The 19195-nt window shown below is 67.5% G+C and carries 18 protein-coding genes and 1 tRNA gene; 14 read left to right on the top strand and 5 right to left on the bottom strand.

The window, feature by feature from the left end; all coding sequences use genetic code 11:
• Positions 1 to 13: 13 nt before the first annotated feature.
• From bamA to KZ810_RS08845, 5 genes are all read left to right on the top strand, one after another.
• Complete coding sequence (gene bamA, locus KZ810_RS08865; RefSeq protein ID WP_219768724.1) at positions 14 to 2746, top strand: outer membrane protein assembly factor BamA; 2733 nt, start codon at positions 14 to 16, stop codon at positions 2744 to 2746.
• Entirely contained in the window at positions 2746 to 3399 is a 654-nt protein-coding gene (locus tag KZ810_RS08860; protein ID WP_219768722.1) for an OmpH family outer membrane protein, read from the top strand. The genes bamA and KZ810_RS08860 overlap by 1 nt, the downstream gene beginning before the upstream one ends.
• Complete coding sequence (gene fabZ, locus KZ810_RS08855; protein ID WP_308461520.1) at positions 3396 to 3890, top strand: 3-hydroxyacyl-ACP dehydratase FabZ; 495 nt, start codon at positions 3396 to 3398, stop codon at positions 3888 to 3890. Before KZ810_RS08860 ends, fabZ begins: the two co-directional genes overlap by 4 nt.
• An 87-nt stretch (positions 3891 to 3977) precedes the next feature.
• On the top strand, positions 3978 to 4208 hold the full coding sequence (gene rpmE / locus KZ810_RS08850) for a 50S ribosomal protein L31 (protein WP_219768720.1): 231 nt from the start codon (positions 3978 to 3980) through the stop codon (positions 4206 to 4208).
• Positions 4209 to 4264: 56 nt separating this feature from the next.
• The gene (locus KZ810_RS08845; protein WP_219768718.1) at positions 4265 to 4591 is read left to right on the top strand and encodes a PilZ domain-containing protein; all 327 of its coding nucleotides are present in this window, start codon (positions 4265 to 4267) and stop codon (positions 4589 to 4591) included.
• Between the two features lie 11 nt (positions 4592 to 4602).
• Here the strand turns inward: KZ810_RS08845 and KZ810_RS08840 are convergent.
• Positions 4603 to 4692, bottom strand: a tRNA-Ser gene (locus KZ810_RS08840).
• 110 nt (positions 4693 to 4802) lie between these two features.
• Here KZ810_RS08840 and KZ810_RS08835 point away from each other — a divergent pair.
• The 9 genes from KZ810_RS08835 (at position 4803) to mazG (ending at position 13594) form a co-directional block, all read left to right on the top strand.
• Positions 4803 to 5834, top strand: a complete 1032-nt coding sequence (locus KZ810_RS08835; protein WP_258044742.1) for a lytic murein transglycosylase — start codon at positions 4803 to 4805, stop codon at positions 5832 to 5834.
• A complete protein-coding gene (locus tag KZ810_RS08830) occupies positions 5818 to 6639 on the top strand; it encodes an SPOR domain-containing protein (protein ID WP_219768715.1) in 822 nt (273 codons plus the stop codon). The genes KZ810_RS08835 and KZ810_RS08830 overlap by 17 nt, the downstream gene beginning before the upstream one ends.
• A 38-nt stretch (positions 6640 to 6677) precedes the next feature.
• Complete coding sequence (locus KZ810_RS08825) at positions 6678 to 7859, top strand: D-alanyl-D-alanine carboxypeptidase family protein (protein ID WP_219768713.1); 1182 nt, start codon at positions 6678 to 6680, stop codon at positions 7857 to 7859.
• Positions 7859 to 8485, top strand: a complete 627-nt coding sequence (gene tmk / locus KZ810_RS08820) for a dTMP kinase (protein WP_219768711.1) — start codon at positions 7859 to 7861, stop codon at positions 8483 to 8485. Before KZ810_RS08825 ends, tmk begins: the two co-directional genes overlap by 1 nt.
• A 53-nt stretch (positions 8486 to 8538) precedes the next feature.
• On the top strand, positions 8539 to 9489 hold the full coding sequence (locus tag KZ810_RS08815) for a DNA polymerase III delta subunit-related protein (RefSeq protein WP_373369152.1): 951 nt from the start codon (positions 8539 to 8541) through the stop codon (positions 9487 to 9489).
• Between the two features lie 32 nt (positions 9490 to 9521).
• A complete protein-coding gene (gene metG, locus KZ810_RS08810) occupies positions 9522 to 11075 on the top strand; it encodes a methionine--tRNA ligase (RefSeq protein WP_219768709.1) in 1554 nt (517 codons plus the stop codon).
• Complete coding sequence (locus tag KZ810_RS08805; RefSeq protein WP_219768707.1) at positions 11075 to 11863, top strand: TatD family hydrolase; 789 nt, start codon at positions 11075 to 11077, stop codon at positions 11861 to 11863. The genes metG and KZ810_RS08805 overlap by 1 nt, the downstream gene beginning before the upstream one ends.
• Entirely contained in the window at positions 11860 to 12624 is a 765-nt protein-coding gene (locus KZ810_RS08800; RefSeq protein ID WP_219768705.1) for an MBL fold metallo-hydrolase, read from the top strand. Before KZ810_RS08805 ends, KZ810_RS08800 begins: the two co-directional genes overlap by 4 nt.
• Positions 12625 to 12844: 220 nt before the next feature.
• Positions 12845 to 13594 (top strand): nucleoside triphosphate pyrophosphohydrolase, encoded by a 750-nt coding sequence (mazG, locus tag KZ810_RS08795; protein ID WP_219768703.1) that lies wholly within the window; start codon positions 12845 to 12847, stop codon positions 13592 to 13594.
• Positions 13595 to 13619: 25 nt separating this feature from the next.
• On the opposite strand, the gene hflX is transcribed toward mazG, so the two are convergent.
• The 4 genes from hflX to KZ810_RS08775 all read right to left on the bottom strand — a co-directional run bounded on the left by hflX (position 13620) and on the right by KZ810_RS08775 (position 19172).
• The gene (hflX, locus tag KZ810_RS08790; protein ID WP_219768701.1) at positions 13620 to 14912 is read right to left on the bottom strand and encodes a GTPase HflX; all 1293 of its coding nucleotides are present in this window, start codon (positions 14910 to 14912) and stop codon (positions 13620 to 13622) included.
• 25 nt (positions 14913 to 14937) lie between these two features.
• Positions 14938 to 15432, bottom strand: coding sequence for an RNA chaperone Hfq (hfq, locus tag KZ810_RS08785; RefSeq protein WP_219768699.1), 495 nt, complete (start codon positions 15430 to 15432; stop codon positions 14938 to 14940).
• 130 nt (positions 15433 to 15562) lie between these two features.
• Positions 15563 to 16933, bottom strand: a complete 1371-nt coding sequence (gene ntrX / locus KZ810_RS08780) for a nitrogen assimilation response regulator NtrX (RefSeq protein ID WP_219768698.1) — start codon at positions 16931 to 16933, stop codon at positions 15563 to 15565.
• 4 nt (positions 16934 to 16937) lie between these two features.
• Positions 16938 to 19172 (bottom strand): sensor histidine kinase, encoded by a 2235-nt coding sequence (locus KZ810_RS08775; RefSeq protein WP_258044667.1) that lies wholly within the window; start codon positions 19170 to 19172, stop codon positions 16938 to 16940.
• Positions 19173 to 19195: the final 23 nt, after the last annotated feature.

Below are 19195 nucleotides of genomic sequence, written 5' to 3'. Positions count from 1 at the left end.
TCTCGAAGGTAACATGGTGACGGTTCTGAACGTTTCGACTTCGCGGGCGCGCGCCCTGCCGGCGCTGCTGGGCTGCACCATCCTCGCCGGGCTGCCGCTCGCCGCCGCCGCGCAGACCGCGCCGGCTGCGCAGCGCGCGCCGACGACCACGGCCGCGACGGCACCCGCCGCAACCGCGCCCGCCGCCCCCGCGACCGGAGGCGTCATCAAGACGCTGCGAGTCGACGGCACGCAGCGCATCGAGCCCGAGACCGCGCTCAGCTACACCAAGCTGCGGCAGGGACAGCCGTACAACAACGAGCTGCTCGATCAGGCGATCAAGGATCTGTACGCGAGCGACCTGTTCGCCGACGTCTCGATCTCGGGTGCGGCGACGGGCGACATCGTAATCCGCGTGCGCGAAAATCCGATCATCAATCGCGTCATCCTTGAGGGCAACAAGCGCCTGAAGGAAGACAAGATCACTAAGGAGATCAAGCTCAAGCCGCGGCAGATCTTCACGCGTTCCGCGGTGCGCGCCGACGTCGCGCGCATCGTCGAGCTGTATCGCCGCCAGGGCCGGTTCGCGGCGTCGGTCGATCCCAAGATGGTCAACCTCGACCAGAACCGCGTCGACGTGGTGTTCGAGATCAGCGAGGGGCCGAAGTCCAAGGTCCGCCAGATTAACATCCTGGGCAACGAGAAGTTCGACGACGGCGAACTGCGCGCGCAGATGGCGACCAAGGAATCGCGCTTCTTCCGCCTGCTGTCGTCCAACACGTCGTACGACCAGGACCGGCTCGCCTACGACCAGCAGAAGCTGCGCCAGTTCTACCTGACGCAGGGTTACGCCGATTTCCGCGTCACCTCGGCGGTCGCCGAGCTGACGCCGGACAAGAAGGACTTCATCATCACCTACGTGGTGGAGGAAGGCCCGCGCTACAAATTCGGCGATATCACCGTCGACAGCGACATTCGTGATTTCGACGGCAAGCAGCTCGCCAAGACGCTCGCGATCAAGAAGGGCGATTGGTACAACGCCAAGGCGGTCGAGGACACGATCGACAGCCTCAGCCAGACGACAGGTCTGTTCGGCTACGCGTTCACCGACGTCGCGCCGGAATATAACCGCGACCGTGATTCGCTCACGATGTCGATCAATTTCCACATCGCGCAGGCGCAGCGGACCTACGTCGAGCGGGTCGAGATCACCGGCAACACCCAGACGCAGGATAAGGTGATCCGACGCGAGGTCCGCCTGGCCGAGGGGGACGCGTTCAACAGTTTCCAGGTCAAGCGCAGCCAGGACCGCATCAACTCGCTCGGCTATTTCCAGGACAAGTTCGAGATCAAGCAGGAGCAGGGCTCCTCACCCGACCGGGTCGTGCTGAATGCGAACGTTGAGGAGAAGTCGACCGGTGAGCTCCAGCTGTCGGCGGGCTATTCGAGCCTCGAACGCTTCATCATCCAGGCGAACATCACGCAGCGCAACTTCCGCGGTCGCGGACAGGAGCTGCGCGCCGGCGTCAATTATTCGAGCTATTCGAAGTCGATCGAGCTCGGCTTCACCGAGCCGTATCTGTTCGATCGCAACATCGCGGTCGGCGTCGACGTCTTCCGTCGCGATTATAACTCGTTCAATTACATCGGGAACGACCGCAACACGACCTACGGCCAGGTGTCGACCGGGTTTCAGGTCCGCGCCGGCGTGCCGCTGACCGAATATTGGCAGCTCGCGGGCCGCTACGGCCTGTCGTACGACGAGGTGACGCTCGACCGGAACACCTTCTTCACCAACGGCCAGTGCGACGTTTTGAAGGCGGGCAGCTATCTCTGCTCCGCGCTCGGCAATCGCTTCACCTCGTCGATCGGCTATTCGCTGATCTACGACAGCCTCAACAGCCGCCTGCGTCCGACCGCGGGGCAGCGCCTGTCGTTCAGCCAGGATTTCGCGGGACTCGGCGGTGATGTGAAATACATCCGCTCGCGCGTCGAAGCGGCGAAGTTCAAGGGCCTGGGCAAGGGCTTCGTCGCATCGGTGACCGGCGAGGGCGGCTATATCCATTCGCTCGAGGGCGCGCGCGCCGACGGCAACGACCGTATCCGCATCAACGACCGCTTCTACCTCGGCATGCCGCAGTTCCGCGGGTTCGACATCCGCGGCGTCGGCCCGCGCGTGCTGCGGACCCCGTACACGGTCGATGCGAGCGGCAACCAGATCCTGCAGACCGATCGCAGCCAGATCACCGACGACGCGCTGGGTGGCCGCGCCTATTATCTCGCCAAGGTCGAGCTCGAGCTGCCGCTGGGTTCGGGCGCGCGCGAGCTGGGGCTGCGCCCGTCGATCTACGCGCAGGTCGGCAGCCTGTTCGGTCTGAAGCGTCCGCCGCTGACCGCGGTGTTCCCCACGACTGTCATCGACGGAAAGACCGTCGTGCTGCCGCTGCCGCTGACCAACACCGCGGGCAGCCCGCTCTACACCTACACGCTAGCCGACGGCACGATCGCGACGACGATCTGCTCCGCTGGCGTGCCGGGCACGGGCAACACCTGCAACGGCGTGGTGCCGAACAGCCCGCTGATCCGCGCCAATCCGTTCCAGGAGCAATATCTGGGCGATTCGCCCAAGCCGCGCGTGACCGTCGGTGTCGGCGTGAACTGGAATTCGCCGTTCGGGCCGCTGCGCATCGATCTGGCCAAGGCACTCGTCACCCAGCCGGGCGACGACCCCAAACTTGTTACCTTCAACGTAGGGACGCAGTTCTGATGAAGACCTTCAAGACCATCCTGCTCGCCGCCGCGCTCGCGACGCCGGGCGTCATCGCAGCGGGTGCCGCGAGTGCGCAGGTGAACGGCGTCGCCGTTGCCGACCCCGAGGCGGCGATCGCCAACTCGCGCGCGTTCACGACCGCGGTGTCGCAGATCCAGACGACGTACAAGGCGCAGCTCGATCAGGCGACGACGCGTCGCAACGCAATCCAGGCCGAGCTGCAGCCGCTCGTCACCGCCGCGCAGACCGCGTCGCGTGCGCCCGGCGCGACCGAAGCATCGCTGCGTCCGCAGCTCGCCGCGATCCAGGCGAAGGAGCAGGCCGGCAACGCCGAGCTGCAGCGCCTGACCGCGCCCGCGCAGCGCGCCCGCGCCTACGCCGCCGAGCAGGTGCAGCGTCAGCTGACCACCGCGGTGCAGAATGTCGTCAAGGCGAAGAACGTCAGCCTGCTGATCTCGCCGCAGGCGGCACTCTTCACGCAGCCCGCCGCGGACATCACGCCCGCGATCACCGCCGAGCTTGACCGTCTGGTGCCGAGCGTGAGCACCGCGGTCCCCGCCAACTGGCAGCCGGGTCAGGCCGCCGGCGCCGCCGCGCCCGCCGCGACCGCGCCGGCGACGAGCAACCGGAAGGCGCCGACCGGCCGGTGAGCGAGCAGTCGACCAGTGACGCGGCGACGGGCGGGTCGATCGGCCCGCTCGACATCGCGCGCGTGATGGCAGCACTGCCGCATCGCTACCCGATGCTGCTGGTCGACCGCGTCGAGGAGTTGATCCCCGACCGGTCGATCGCCGCGATCAAGGCGGTGACGATTAACGAGGGCTTCTTTCAGGGGCACTTCCCGGGGCGCCCGATCATGCCGGGCGTCCTGATCGTCGAGGCGATGGCGCAGGCGGCGGGCGTGCTCGCGGTCGAGAGCCTTGGCCTCGCCGGTTCGGGCAAGCTCGTCTATTTCATGGCGATCGACGAGGCGAAGTTCCGCGCGCCGGTGGAGCCCGGCGTGCTGCTGCGGCTCGAGGTCGAGTTCGTCCAGAAGCGCAGCAGCGTCTGCAAGTTCGCGGGCCGCGCGCTGATCGACGGCAAGGTCGCCGCTCAGGCGAACTTCACCGCGATGATTGCCGATCCGCCCAAGGCGGCGTGATCGCGAGTTTTTGACTTTCGCGCGCGCGGGCGTTACTCGCGCGCGCTTCCAGGCTGGTCGGAACCAGCCGAAGATCGGAGAACAGAGATGAAGACCGGAACGCACCCCGACTACCACATGATCAGGGTGCAGATGACCGACGGCACCGTGTACGAAACCCGCTCCACCTGGGGCAAGGAAGGCGACACGATGACGCTCGAGATCGATCCGCTCGCGCACCCGGCGTGGACCGGTGGTCGTGGCCAGATGCTCGACCAGGGCGGTCAGGTCGCGCGCTTCAACAAGCGTTTCGGCGGCGGGCTTACGCTGCGCAAGTAAGTGCTTCGGCCGCCTCGGTAATCACCTGTTAGGGATGTCGGTCTAGCATCCCGTGCATGGCGACCTTCGCGGCCGAATTCGAACCTGCCCAATTGCAAGGCCGGCGCCGCGCACCGCGCGCGCCGGTCTCGTTCGATGTGGGCCTGGGCGGGCAGGGCGGCTTCGGGCGCACCTTGTGCAAGGTCGTCGACCTGTCGCTGCATGGGTGCCGGTTGCAGACGTACAGCGCGATGACGCGTGGCCAGACGATCTGGCTCAATCTGCCACAGATCGGGCCAGTTGCGGCCGACGTCATGTGGGCGGATGATTTCACCGCCGGCTGCCAGTTTCATACGCCGTTGGACGAGGGCGCGTACGATACGCTTGTCGAGCGCTTCGCCTGACCGCTTTCGGGTGGCGGAGAGAGTGGGATTCGAACCCACGGTGAGCGTGAACCCACGGCGGTTTTCAAGACCGCTGCCTTAAACCACTCGGCCATCTCTCCGCGCTGCGCGCCGCTTAGGCCGGTTGCGGTGCCGCGTGCAAGCCCGGCGACGATTGATGGTTTGCCTCTCCGCCCCGCTATGCGAGAACGCGCGCATGCGAATTGTACGAATGATCTCCGCCGGGTGGCGGTCCGGTGTCCTGGCCGCGGCGTTGCTGCTGGTGAACGGCCAGGCGGCATCGGCGCAGGACGAGACCGGCTTTCGCTCCTACCTTTCCGCGCTGCGCGCCAACGCGATCGCCGCGGGCGTCCGGCCCGCAACGGTCGACACGGTCCTGCCGACACTCAGCTACAATGCGCGCGTGGTCGAGTTGGACCGGCAGCAGCCCGAGCAGAACAACAGCAGCGCCGTGCCGATGTTCGCACCCTATCGCGCGCAGCACGTCGACAACGCACGGATCAGCCGCGGGCGCACGACGTACCAGCAGCAGCGGGTGCGGCTGTCGCGGGTGGAAGCGCAGACCGGCGTGCCCGAGGAGATCATGGTTGCGATCTGGGGGCATGAAACCAATTACGGGTCGTATACCGGCAATTTCGATCTGCTGCGCAGTCTCGCCTCGCTCGCCTACGAGGGGCGTCGCCGCAGCCTGTTCGAGGGCGAATTCATCGCCGCGTTGAAAATGATCGATCGCGGCGTGCCGCGTTCGCGGTTGGTAGGCAGCTGGGCGGGCGCGACGGGCAATCCGCAGTTCCTGCCGTCGGCGTATCTGCGGCTCGCGCGCGACGCAGACGGCGACGGCTTCGCCGACATCTGGGGCAGCCCCGCGGACACGCTCGCCTCGATCGGCAATTACTTCACCCAGGCCGGCTGGCGCGCAGGCGAGCCGTGGGGGGTGGCGGTCGACGTGCCGACGGGGTTCGATCGCGCACGGGCGACCAACCGGCTCGTGTCGCCGCGTTGCCCGCGCGTGTTCGCGCGGCATAGCGGGTGGCGGACGATGGCGGAGTGGCGCGCGCTCGGCATCACGCCGCAGCGCGGGGTCTGGCCGCGCGACACCATTCAGGCGGTGCTGATCGAGCCCGACGGACCGGGCCGCACCGCGTATCTGCTCACCGGCAATTACCGTGTCATCCTCGACTATAATTGCTCCAATTTCTACGCGCTGTCGGTCGGGTTGCTCGCCGATGAAATCGCGCGCTAGCCTGCTGCTCGTGCCGCTGCTGCTGGCGGCGCAGCAGCCCGATGCGTCGATGGCGGGACCGCGCGGCACCGCGGGCAACGGCGATGCCGGCGCGTACGATCATGTCGGACGCGCCAAGATCGGCGCCGGCACCACCTTCACCGCCAGTCATGCGCAGCTTCCGCTCGGCTCGGTCGCCGAGGTCACCGCGCTCGACAACGGGCAGATCACGCTCGTGCAGGTGACCGACTGGCCGACAAGTCCAAGCGACGCCGAGATCATTCTCTCTGTCGTGGCAGCGCGCGCGCTCGGCCTGTCGGGGACGAACGACGCAGTGCGGGTGCGGAGCATCCAGCCGAGCGCGGCCGACCTCGCCGCACTTCGCGCGGGCAATGCCGCATCGCCGCGACTGCCCGCCCCGGACGCGTTGTTGCGTGCGCTTCGGCGTCAGCAGCCCGGACGCGCGGCGCTGCGGGTCGAGAGCAAGGCTATGGCCGCGAAGCCTGCCAGCGCGATCACGCGCAAGGCGTCCGCACCTGTTCCGGTCGCGAAGGCTCCCCCCGCACCACCTGCCAAGCCTAGGGCGATCGCGCCGACTGTCCGAACGCCGGCACGCCCGGGCGGTCCGCTCGTGCAGGTCGCCGCGCTACGTGACGAGGCGCGTGCGCGGGACGTCGCGCGCTCGCTCGGCGGCCACGTCGAGCAGGCGGCGGGGTGGTGGCGCGTCCGGCTCGGTCCGTTCGCCGATCGCGCCGCCGCGCAGCGCGCACGTGACGCGGCGGTTTCGCGTGGTTATGGTGGCGCCTCGATCATCCAAGCTCCCTGAACGACCGCCCGAGTGCGGCCCATGTCGAAAGTGCGTCCATGTCAAAGTTCCTGACCGCGCTCGCGGTCCCCGCCGTTCTCGTCGCCGCGGCCTATCCGGTCGCCGCGCAGGCGCCGTCGGCGCCGCAGTTTGACACGCCCGCACCGGTCGCCTTCATGGAAGATATGTCGTCGGGTGCGGTGCTGTTTGCGAAGGACGCGGACCGCCGCATGCCGCCCGCGTCGATGGCGAAGATGATGACGGTGTACACCGCGTTCGAGATGCTGCGCAAAGGCGACATCCGGCTCGACCAGGAACTCGAGGTCCGGCCCGAGACGTGGCAGAAGTGGCATGGCCCGGCCGCTGGCTCGACGATGTTCCTGTCGGCGGGTGAGCGCGTATCGGTCGCCAACCTACTTTACGGCATCGTCACGCTGAGCGGCAATGACGCCTGCGTCGTGTTGGCCGAGGGGCTGTCGGGTACCGAGCCCGCGTTCGTCGATCGCATGAACGAGAATGCGAAGAAGCTCGGGCTGACCAACAGCCACTTCGGCACCTCGAACGGCTGGCCCGACAACGGCGTCACCTACGTCACCGCGCGCGATCTCGCGAAGCTCGCCGCCGCGACCATTTCGGAGCATCCGAAGCTCTACAAGCAATTCTATTCGCGCCGGGATTTCACCTGGGGCAAGACGATGGCGGGCAGCCAGATCACGCAGGCGAACCGCGATCCGTTGCTGGGGCGCGTGGCGGGTGCCGACGGATTGAAGACGGGCCACACCGAGGAGGCGGGCTACGGCTTCACCGGTTCGGCCGAGCAGAACGGCCGCCGCCTGGTGATGGTGCTCGCCGGGCTTACCAGCTTCAATCAGCGCGCGTCCGAATCGGTGCGCTTCATGGAATGGGGTTTCCGCGCCTGGCAGTCGAAGCCGGTGGTGAAGAGCGGTCGCGTCGTCGGACAGGCGGACGTGCAGATGGGCGACACGACCTCGGTCGATCTCGTCGCGCCGCGCGCGGTCGCGGTGTCGGTGCCGGCGGGGACCAGTCCGGCGGTGACGGGCAAGATCGTCTATCAGGGGCCGCTCAAGGCACCGATCAAGGCGGGCACGCACGTCGCCGATCTGGTCGTCAACGCGCCGGGCCTGCCGCAGCAGGTGACGCCGCTCAACGCCGCGAATGACGTCGGCGAGGCCGGCTTCTTCCGCCGGGCGTGGCACGGCCTGACCGGCATGTTCGGATAATGCGCGGACGCTTCCTGAGCCTGGAAGGGGGCGAGGGGGCGGGCAAGTCGACCCAAGTCCGCGCGCTCGCCGCCGCGTTGCAGGCGCGCGGGCTGACGGCCCGGATCACGCGCGAGCCCGGCGGCAGCGAGGGCGCGGAGGCGATCCGTGTGCTGCTGATGCAGGGCGACGCCGGACGCTGGAGCGCGCGGAGCGAGGCGTTACTCTTCGCCGCCGCGCGCGCCGACCATGTCGAAAAGGTGATCGGCCCCGCGATCGAGCGGGGGGAATGGGTCATCTGCGATCGCTATCTCGATTCGTCACGCGCTTATCAGGGTGCGGCGGGCGGGATCGCCGACGCGGACGTGCGCGCGCTCCATGCCTTCGGATCGGCGGGGCTGCTCCCTGACCGCACTTATGTGCTGACGCTGCCGAGCGAGGTGGGCGCGCAGCGGACGATCGCGCGCGACGGTGTGGGCGCCGATCGCTTCGCCGCGCGCGACGCGGCGTTCCACGACGCGGTCGCCGCCGCGTTCGACCGCATCGCGGCGGATGAGCCCGCGCGGGTCCGCCGCATCGACGCGACGAGGACGCCCGACGATGTGACCGCCGCGATCCTCGCCGATCTGGCGCCGTGGCTGGCATAGCCCCCGTGCCGCTGTTCGGCCACGCCGCCGCTGCGGACGCGTTGCTCGCGGCGATGAGCAGCGGCGCACTGCATCACGCGTGGTTGATCACCGGGCCGCCCGGGATTGGGAAGGCAACCTTCGCGCGAGCGGCCGCGGCGCGATTGCTCGCGGAAGGCGTGGAGCCCGGCGTGCTGCCCCCTCGACTCGCGCTGCCCGCGCAGCATCGCACCGCCGCGCTGCTCGCCGCCGGGGCACACCCCGATTATCGCGAACTGCGTCGCCTGCCCAAGAAGGACGGCAAGGACGGCGAACTCGCGCGGTCGATCACGATCGATCAGGTTCGCGGCCTAGCGCCGTTCCTGGGGACAATGGCGTCGATGTCGTCGCGGCGCGTGATCGTCATCGACAGCGCCGACGAACTCGAGCGGCCGGGGGCGTCGAATGCGTTGCTGAAAAGCCTGGAGGAGCCGCCCGCGGGTACGATCTTCCTGCTGGTCAGCCACGCGCCGGGGCGATTGCTGCCGACGATCCGGTCGCGCTGCCGCGTGCTGCGGCTCGAGCCGCTGGGCGACGAGGCGATGCGATCGGTGTTGAACGCGGCACTGCCGGAGGCGAACGCGGACGAGATCGACGCGCTGATTCGCGCAGGTGACGGGTCGCCGGGGCGAGCGCTGCGCTACGCCGAGCTGCAATTGCGGGAGATCGACGACGCGCTCCACGCGATCGCGCGCGATGGCGACCCGACCACCGCGCGCCGCGCCAAACTCGCGAAGTCGCTCGCCCCCAAGGCGGCACAACCGCGTTACGAGGCATTCCTCGACCGCGTCCCCGGGATCATCGCGCAGGCAGCGCGGGGTCGACACGGCCCGGCGCTCCACGTCGCGCTCGATGCCTATGCGCGTGCGCGCGATGTCGCGGGGGCGGCACGCGGCCTCTCGCTCGACGCGGGCGGGACAGTGCTCGAACTCGCCGGACTGGTCGCTCGGCTGGCGGGCGACGCGCACGGCGCAACTCGGGGCTGACTTGCGGCGAACGCCCCGCTAGGAGCGCAAGCATGGGCAAGCCCTTCTACATCACCACCGCGATCAGCTACCCCAATGGCCGTCCGCATATCGGCCACGCTTATGAGGCGATCGCTGCCGACGCGATCGCGCGTTTCCAGCGACAGGCGGGTCGCGACGTCCGCTTCCAGACCGGCACCGACGAACACGGGCTGAAGATGGCGCAGACCGCGCGCGACCAGGGCCGCGACGTGCGCGAATTCGCGGGCGAGATGTCGGGCTATTTCAAGCAGATGTGCGACACGCTTGCGATCAGCTACGATCGGTTCATCCGCACCACCGACGACGATCATTATCGCGCCAGTCAGGCGATCTGGCGCGCGATGGAGGCGGCGGGCGATCTGTATCTCGATCGCTACGAGGGTTGGTATTCGGTTCGCGACGAAGCCTTCTACGACGAGAAGGAATTGGTTGAGGGTGAGGGCGGGGCAAGGCTGTCGCCGCAGGGCACGCCGGTCACCTGGACCGCGGAGGAGACGTGGTTCTTCCGCCTGTCGAAATACCAGCAGCCGTTGCTCGACCTGTACGCGCGCGAGCCCGACTTCATTCGCCCCGAAAGCCGCCGCAACGAGATCATGCGCTTCGTCGAGGGCGGCTTGTCCGACCTGTCGGTGTCGCGGACGACGTTCGACTGGGGTGTGCCGGTGCCCGACAGCGACGGGCATGTCATGTATGTCTGGGTCGACGCGCTGACCAATTACCTGACCGGCGCGGGCTATCCCGACGGCGAGATGCCTTACTGGCCCGCCGACCTGCACCTGATCGGCAAGGACATCGTCCGTTTCCACGCGGTCTATTGGCCCGCGTTCCTGATGTCGGCGGGGATCGCGCTGCCCAAGACGGTGTTCGGGCACGGCTTCCTGCTCCACCGCGGCGAGAAGATGTCGAAGAGCCTCGGCAATGTCGTCGATCCGCTCGGGCTCGCGGACGCGTTCGGTGTTGACGCGCTACGCTACTTCCTGCTGCGCGAGGTCAGCTTCGGGCAGGACGGCAGCTATTCCGCCGAGGCGATCGTGACGCGGGTGAACGCGGAGCTGGCCAACGCCTTCGGTAATCTGGCGCAGCGCACGCTGTCGTTCATCGCCAAGAACTTGGGCGGCACGCTACCCGAAGCAGGGCGATCCGAGGACGCCGACGCGCAATTGATCGAGGAGATGGTCGTCGCCTGCGCGGGGCTGCGCACCGCGTTCGACGACCTGATGCTCAGCCAGGGGATCGAGGCGTGGCTGCGCGGCGTGTTCGCGTGCAACCAGTATATCGACGCGCAGGCGCCGTGGACGCTGCGCAAGACTGATCCCGAGCGGATGCACGCCGTGCTCGGCACGCTCGTTCGCGCGATCCGCATGCTCGCGATCGCGATCCTGCCGGTGGTGCCGCGCGGCGCGGGGCATGTCCTCGACCTGCTCGGGGCCGAGGATCGCTCGCACGCCGCGATCGACGACGATGGCTGGTACGCGCGGATGGTCGATGCGGGCTTCACGCTGGCTGCGCCGACGCCGGCGTTTCCGCGGCTCGAACTGCCCGCCGACGCCGGGGGCGATTCCTGATGCTGGCGGACAGCCACTGCCACCTGAACTACAAAGGGCTCGCGGAGGACCAGCGGGCGGTGCTGGAACGCGCGCGTGCGCGCGGCGTAACCGCGATGCTCAACATCTCGACGCGCGAGCGGGAGTGGCACGACGTGCTCGCCACCGCCGAGCGTGAGCCCGATGTCTGGGCGAGCGTCGGCATCCACCCGCACGAGGCCGACCAGCACCCCCATATCGACACCGCGAAGCTGGTCGAGCGCGCCGCGCATCCGCGCGTCGTCGGGATCGGCGAGAGCGGGCTCGACTATTTCTACGACCATTCGGATCGCCTGCGCCAACAGGCGAGTTTCCGCTCGCACATCGCCGCTGCGCGCGAGGCGCGCGTGCCGCTCATCGTCCATACCCGCGACGCGGAAGACGACACAATCGCGCTGCTAAGCGAGGAGATGGAGCAGGGCGCCTATACCGGCGTCATCCACTGTTTCACCGCCAGCGCCGCGTTCGCGGACAAGGCGCTCGACCTCGGCCTCTACATCTCGATCTCGGGTATCGTGACGTTCAAGAATGCGCGCGACCTGCAGGCGACGGCGGCGCGGCTTCCGCGCGAGCGATTGCTGATCGAGACCGACGCGCCGTTCCTGGCCCCGGTGCCGCATCGCGGGAAGACGGGGGAGCCGGGCTTCGTCGCCGACACCGCGGCATTCCTCGCGAACCTGCGTGGCGAAAGTGTCGCGGACTTACAGGCATATACGGCGCGAAACTTCCACGATCTGTTCGACAAGACGAAGGCGCGGGCAGGGGCGTGAAGGTCCGCATTCTCGGGTCTGGCACGTCGTCGGGCGTGCCGCGCATCGGCAACTATTGGGGTGCCTGCGATCCGAGTGAGCCGCGCAACCGCCGGACGCGTGCCGCCATCCTGGTCGAGCACGAGGGAACGCGCATCCTCGTCGACACCGGGCCCGACATGCGCGAGCAATTGCTGGCGGCGGACGTCGGCGTCGTTGACGCGGTGATCTGGACCCACGCGCATGCCGACCACGTCTTCGGGATCGATGATCTCCGCCAGATCTATCACGCGCGCGGCAACCCGGTGCCGGGCTACGCGCGCGCAGCAACCGCGGCGGCGCTGCGCCGTCAGTTCGGTTACGTATTCGAGGGTGCGGGCGGTTATCCGCCGACGGTCGACCTCCGGCCGCTCAGCGATGATCTGACGATCGGGAACATTCGCGTTCGCGTCGCCGACCAGCCGCACGGATCGATCACCTCGGCCGGACTGCGGTTCGAGGCCGGGCAGCGATCGGTCGGCTATGCCACCGATGTGAGCGGCATGACCGACGATCTGCGGAGCCTCTATGCCGGGCTGGACGTCTGGATCGTCGACGCATTGCGACGACGCCCGCATCCGTCGCACGCCGATCTGCCGACGGTGCTTGGCTGGATCAACGAACTCGCGCCGCAAAAGGCGGCGTTGATCCACATGGACCAGTCAATGGACTATCGGACGCTGTGCGATGAGCTGCCGGCAGGGGTGGAGCCCGGATTCGACGGCTGGGAGCGCCGCTGGTGAGCGATCGCGTCATGCAGGCAGTATTGTGCCTGCTCGTCCTCGTATTGCCTGTAGCGGCGCTGGCGAGTCGTCGTGTGCCGATCGGGACGCTAGTGCGCTACGCAATTGCTTGGGTTGTGGTATTTGGAGTGGCCGTCGCGGTGATTTCAGCCCTGCGATAAACTACACCCGCTTTACATAATGTATATTATCAACTTTTGATTTACGGGTGAGACGAGACGTGATTGACCGCCTTCTAACCATCATGCGACGGCTCCGTTCGCCAGACGGTTGCGAATGGGATCGCGCGCAGACGTTTGAGACGATCGCGCCCTACACGATTGAGGAAGCCTATGAGGTCGCTGACGCGATCGCGCGCCGCGACATGCCGGAATTGAATGACGAGCTAGGCGATCTCCTCCTCCAGGTCGTCTTTCACAGCCGCATCGCGGAGGAAGCCGGCCTCTTTTCCTTCGACGACGTCGTCGCCGCGATCAGCGACAAGATGGAGCGCCGTCATCCGCACATCTTCGGCGACGCGAGCGATGGTGGCCACCACCAGTGGGAAAGCGTCAAGGCAGCCGAGCGTCGTGCCAAAGGCGCGTCCGGCGTGCTCGACGGTGTCGCACTGGGACTTCCGGCATTGAAGCGCGCGGAGAAGATCCAGAACCGTGCCGCGCGCGTCGGCTTCGACTGGCCCGACGTTGCCGGCCCGCGTGCGAAGATCGAGGAGGAATTGCGCGAAGTCGAAGCCGCTGCCGATCACGACGCGCGCGAGGACGAATTGGGCGATGTACTGTTCGCCACCGTCAATTGGGCGCGACACCTGAACATCGATCCCGAACAGGCACTACGCCGCGCGACAGCGAAGTTCGAGGCCCGCTTTCGCGCGATGGAAAACCGCGCCGATCTAGCGTCGTTGAGCCTCGAAGAACAGGAAACGCTGTGGCAGCAGGTCAAACAGGCCGTGGCTGACCGCGACCCGCGCTGACACATCGTCCAGCCTAGCGCGACGCTCAATGCGTCCGCTGCTGAAAGCGGTCGAAATCCCGCTCCGCCATACGCACCTCGTACCGGGCGCGATCACCCTCGACATGGTGCGACAGAACCTCGCCGTGCTGATGCAGCCATGCCGCGCCGGCACCGTCGGCGGGATCGAGCGCGATGACGTAGCGGCGGTGCCCGGTGGTCAGGCGCGCCGCCGCCTGGCGGATCAGGTCGTCGACCTCTTCCCCGGTCAGCGCCGAGATCGTCATCACGTCGTCGCGGCGGTGCGCGTCGGCGAGTAACGCCGCGCGATCCTCCGCGTCGATCAGGTCGAGCTTGTTCCACGCCTCTATCCGCGGCGTGGTCTCGTCGACGCCGATCTCCTCGAGTACCGCCTCGACGTCGGCGCGCTGCGCTTCGCTGTCGGGATGCGCGATATCGCGGACGTGGATCAGCAGGTCAGCCGACACGACTTCCTCCAGCGTCGCCTTGAACGCCGCCACGAGTTGCGTCGGCAGTTCGGAGACGAAACCGACCGTGTCGGACAGGATCGCCTTGTCGATCCCCGGCAGCGAAATCTGTCGCAGCGTCGGGTCGAGCGTCGCGAACAGCAGGTCCTCCGCCATCACGTGGCTGCCGGTCAGCCGGTTGAACAGCGTCGACTTGCCGGCATTGGTGTAACCGACGAGCGCGATCACCGGCCACGGCGCACGCTGGCGGCGTTCGCGGTGTAGCCCGCGCGTCCGCGTCACCTGATCCAGTTCGCGGCGCAGGCGCGCCATGCGATCGCGGATCAGGCGGCGGTCGGCCTCGATCTGCGTCTCGCCCGGGCCGCCCAGAAAGCCGAAGCCGCCGCGCTGCCGCTCGAGGTGGGTCCAGCTGCGCACGAGCCGCCCCGATTGGTAGTCGAGATGCGCGAGTTCGACCTGCAGACGCCCCTCGGCGGTTGCCGCGCGCTCACCGAAGATTTCGAGGATGAGCCCGGTGCGATCGATCACCTTGGTCTCTAGCGCGGTTTCGAGGTTACGCTGCTGGATCGGGGTCAGCGCGCCGTCGAACACGACGAGTTGGGCTTCCTCCATCCGCGCGCGCGCAGCGAGCTCCTCGATCTGGCCGCTGCCGATCAGCGTCGCCGCGCGCGGCGTCCGGACGCGCAGCGCGACGCGGTCCACAACCTCGACTCCGATCGCCGCGGCGAGACCCGCCGTTTCCTCAAGACGAGCGTCCGCATCGCGCGACGAGCCGCCCAGATCGGGAAACACCACGATCGCCTTGGCGCCGCGCGCGAATTCGTCGCGATCGCGCTCGAACCCGCCGCTCACGCGCGCATCTCCACCAGCCGCACGCTCAATCCTCGTCCTGCTCCTCGGCGAGGTTGAGCGGGTGCGACGGCTGGATCGTCGACACCGCATGCTTGTAGACGAGCTGCGACATGCCGTCGCGCTGGAGCAGCATGCAGAACAGGTCGAATGCCGCGATCGCGCCCTGCAGCATCACGCCGTTGACGAGGAACATCGTCACCGGATCCTCGGATTTGCGCACCGCGTTCAGGAAAATGTCCTGCAACAACGGCTGCTTGCGCGTGTTTTCTCCGAGCGAACCGACGATCCCCTCGACGTCGATCTGCCCGGCGGGCATGATCGTCGAGATTGCGTGCTTGTAGATCAGCTGCGACTGGCCGTCGCGGCGCAGCAGCACCGAGAAATTGTCGAACCAGGTGACGATCCCCTGCAGCTTCACGCCCTTGACGAGGAACATCGTCACCGGCGTCTTCGATTTGCGCAGCGAATTGAGGAACAGGTCCTGGAGCGAGGTCTGCTTGTCGGCCATGTGGACTTCCATGTTCTTGGCGGGAGGTTCCCCGCGATGCGCCGGTGCCCGGCGTCGGCATTGAAAACGTGTGCACTCTTAAAGCTATGTAACGTGTCGGCCCGCGTCCAGTGCCGCGGGTGTGATAAGTGACGACGCGATCTCAGTCCTCGCGCGTCTCGGTGATGCCGAGCAGCTTGAGTTTGCGGTGCAGCGCGGACCGCTCCATCCCGATGAAGCTCGCGGTGCGCGAGATATTGCCCGAGAAACGCCGGATCTGAACGCGCAGATATTCGCGCTCGAACGTCTCGCGCGCCTCGCGCAACGGGGCACCCATGATCGCGCTGCTGCCAGCACCCGATGCCTGATCGCCCAGCACCTCGGCCGGGAGCAGATCGACGTCGATCCGCCCGATGCGATTGCCCGGTGCGAGAATGATCGTCCGCTCGACGACGTTGCGCAATTCGCGCACGTTGCCCGGCCAGTCGTAGGATTGCAGCGCGACCATCGCCTCGGTCGCGATCTGCGGTACCGCGACGCGGCGTTCGGCGGCGTAATGCGCGACGAAATGCTCGACGAGCGGCGGGATGTCCTCGCGGCGCTCGGACAGCGACGGGATGACGACGGGCACGACGTTCAGGCGGTAGTAGAGGTCTTCGCGGAACCGCCCTTCGGCGATCTCCACCGGCAGGTCGCGCGCGGTGGCCGAGACGACGCGGATGTCGACCTTGACGACGCGCGTGCCCCCTACCCGCGTGAAGCTCTGATCGGTCAGCACGCGCAGTATCCTCGCCTGCGTCGCCATCGGCATGTCGGCGATCTCGTCGAGGAACAATGTCCCGCCGTGCGCCTGCTCGAGCAGGCCGGTTCGCTTGAGGTCGCCATTCTCCTCGACCCCGAACAGTTCCTCCTCGACGCGCTCGGGTGCCATGCCGGCGGCGCTCATCAGTACGAAATTGGCGTGTGCACGCTGGCTCCAGCCGTGTAGCAGCCGCGCGGCGACCTCCTTCCCCACACCAGCCGGCCCCATGATGAGCGTGCGGCTGCCGGTTCCCGCAACGCGCTTCAGCGTCGCGCGCACCGCGTTGATCGCGGTCGAATTGCCGGTCAGGTCGACCGCCCTGCCCGCCGCGGCGCGCAGCGAGGCGACCTCGGCCCTCAGCCGCTCGGTCTCGGTCGCGCGCTCGACCATCAGCAGCAGGCGCTCGGCCTGGAACGGCTTCTCGATGAAGTCGGCCGCGCCCTTGCGGATCGCCGCCACCGCGGTGTCGAGCGTGCCGTGCCCGGAGATCACCAGTACGGGAATTGAAGGATCGCGCCGCTTGATCTCGTCGAGCAGTTCGAGCCCGTCGAGCCGCGAGCCCTGCAGCCACACGTCGAGCAGCACGAGGCTCGGTCGCCTGGTCGCGATCGCCTCCAGCGTGCTGTCGCTGTCGGCGGCGACGCGCGTGTCATAGCCCTCGTCTTCGAGCACGCCGGCCACGAGTTCGCGAATGTCGAGTTCGTCGTCGACGACGAGAATGTCGATCGCCATGCGGTTAGTTCCGGCTCCTGGTCAAAGCGGCGATCGTGCGATCGTCGTGCTGGTCGTCTTGGTCGTCGTCCTGCGCGAGCGGTTCAAGCAGGTCGGGCTCGAAGGTAAGCGTGACGATCGTGCCGCCACCCGGACGATCATCAAACGCGATCGACCCGTGATGTTCCTCAACGATCTTCTTGACGATCGCGAGGCCGAGGCCTGTGCCGCGCGCGCGCGTCGTCATATACGGCTCGACGATCCGCTCGCGCTCGGCGGGCAAGCCAACGCCGGTGTCGGCGACGCTGATCGTCACGCGGTGGTCGTCGCCCGCCAATCGCATCGTGATCGCGGCGTCGGCCCGGTCGGATGCCTCGACTGCCTCGACCGCGTTCTTGACGACGTTGGTCAATGCCTGACCCAATTGCCGGCGATCGCAAACCAGCGTCGGCGCCGGATCGTCGTGGTCGAGCGTGAAGCGGATGCGCGGGTGCGCGACCTCGTGGAGGAACATCGTCTGCCGCGCGATGTCGAGCAGCGATTCGTGGCGGAACACGGGCTTGGGCATTCGCGCGAAGGAAGAGAATTCGTCGACCATACGGCGCAGGTCGCCGACCTGACGCACGATCGTGTCGGTCAACCGCGCGAAGGTGGTGTCGCCCTCCTCCACCTTGCCGCCGTAGCGGCGTTGCAGTCGCTCGGCGGCGAGCTGAATCGGGGTGAGCGGGTTCTTGATCTCGTGCGCGATCCGGCGCGCGACATCGGCCCAGGCGGCGCGGCGCTGGTCGGTCAATTGCTGCGTGATGTCGTCGAAGGTGACGATCGGACCCGAGCCGTCCCGCGCAACGCGCGCGGCGAAGGTTCGCTGCTCGCCCGCGACCGATACCTGGACCGCCCCCTCCCGCGCGCCGTCGGACAGCAATTGGTCGAGCTCGGGCGCAACGCTCGCGAGCGGGCGTCCGATCGGCGAGGTTTCGAGGCCGAGCAATGTCTGCGCCGAACTGTTGATCAGCCGAATCGTGCGATCCTCGGCAACCGACAGCACGCCCGCCGACACGCCCGACATCACTGCCTCGATCAAGGCGCGGCGGCTTTCCAATTGCGTATTGGCGGTGACGAGCGCGGTGTTCTGCGTTTCCAGCCGCGAGGTCATCGCATTGAACGCATTCGACAGGACGCCGACTTCGTCGCGTTCGAGCGTCGTCGGCACGCGCGCGGCGAGGTCGCCGTTCGCAACCCGGCGCGCCGCCTCGACCAATTCGCCGACCGGACGCACGAGCCGGTCCGCGACCTGCAACGCGATCCACACCGCGAAGCCGACGATCAGCAGCGAGATGATCAGCAACGCGGCGTTGAAGCGCAATTGCAGCAATCGCGCGCGTTCGAGCAATTGCCGATAATCGCCGAGCACCGCCGCACCGCGGTCGATCTGTGCGGACAATTGCGGGTCGAACACGCGCGCGGAGTAAAGGTACGTGTTGGGCTGATAGTCGAGCCGCGTCAGCGCGCCGGCGCGGTCGGCACCCTGTACGATCACGGTCGGGCCGCCGCGCTCCAGCTTGTCGACCATCTGCGCGGTGACGACGCGCTCCAACGGGCGGTCATAAGGGTTGAGCAAGGCCAGAGTGCGAAACTCGCCGTCGGCGCCGCGGCTGACGATCAGTGCCTCCGACAGGTTACGCAGGTATAGCTGGTACGCGAGCCCCTCGCTGAACCGCTTGCTGTCGATCGTGTCGGTGCGCAGGTAGTTCGCGAGGTCGCTCGACATCGTGGCAGTTTCCTGCGCCACGCGGTTGAGCTCGCTGGTGTAATTCTCCTGCGCGAGGCTCGCCGCATTCTCGAACATGCTGCGTGCGCGGTCGGAATACCAGAATTGCACACCGTACTGGAACAGCAGCGACGCGAAGATCGTTACCAGCAGCGCCGGCACCGCCGCGACCGCGGAGAAGAGCAGCACGAGCCGGACGTGCAGCCGTCCCTCACCCCCGACCGGCGAGCGGGCCGCGCGGCGCCGCGCGATGCGACGACCGGCGAGCATCATCAGCGCGATCCCGCCCGCCAGATTGGCGACGAGCACCAGCGCGATCACCGGCGGGGCAAGCAATCCCTTGGGGTCGCCCTCGCCGCGGACGATAAAGTAGCTGCCCAGTGCGACCGCGAGCACCGCCGCCAGCACCGCCAGCTCAACAGCCGGGGTCACCGACAGCCTGCGCTTCAGTGGCACGATCGATTGTGAAGCGGGCTCGGCGCCGGCGTACATCAAGCGCGCGCTACACCATCACT

Origin of the sequence: Sphingomonas citricola (genome assembly GCF_019429535.1) — a bacterium.
Taxonomy (GTDB): Bacteria; Pseudomonadota; Alphaproteobacteria; order Sphingomonadales; family Sphingomonadaceae; genus Sphingomonas; species Sphingomonas citricola.
Note: the sequence above shows the minus strand (reverse complement) of the source record. Positions and strands in the feature narration are given on the sequence as shown.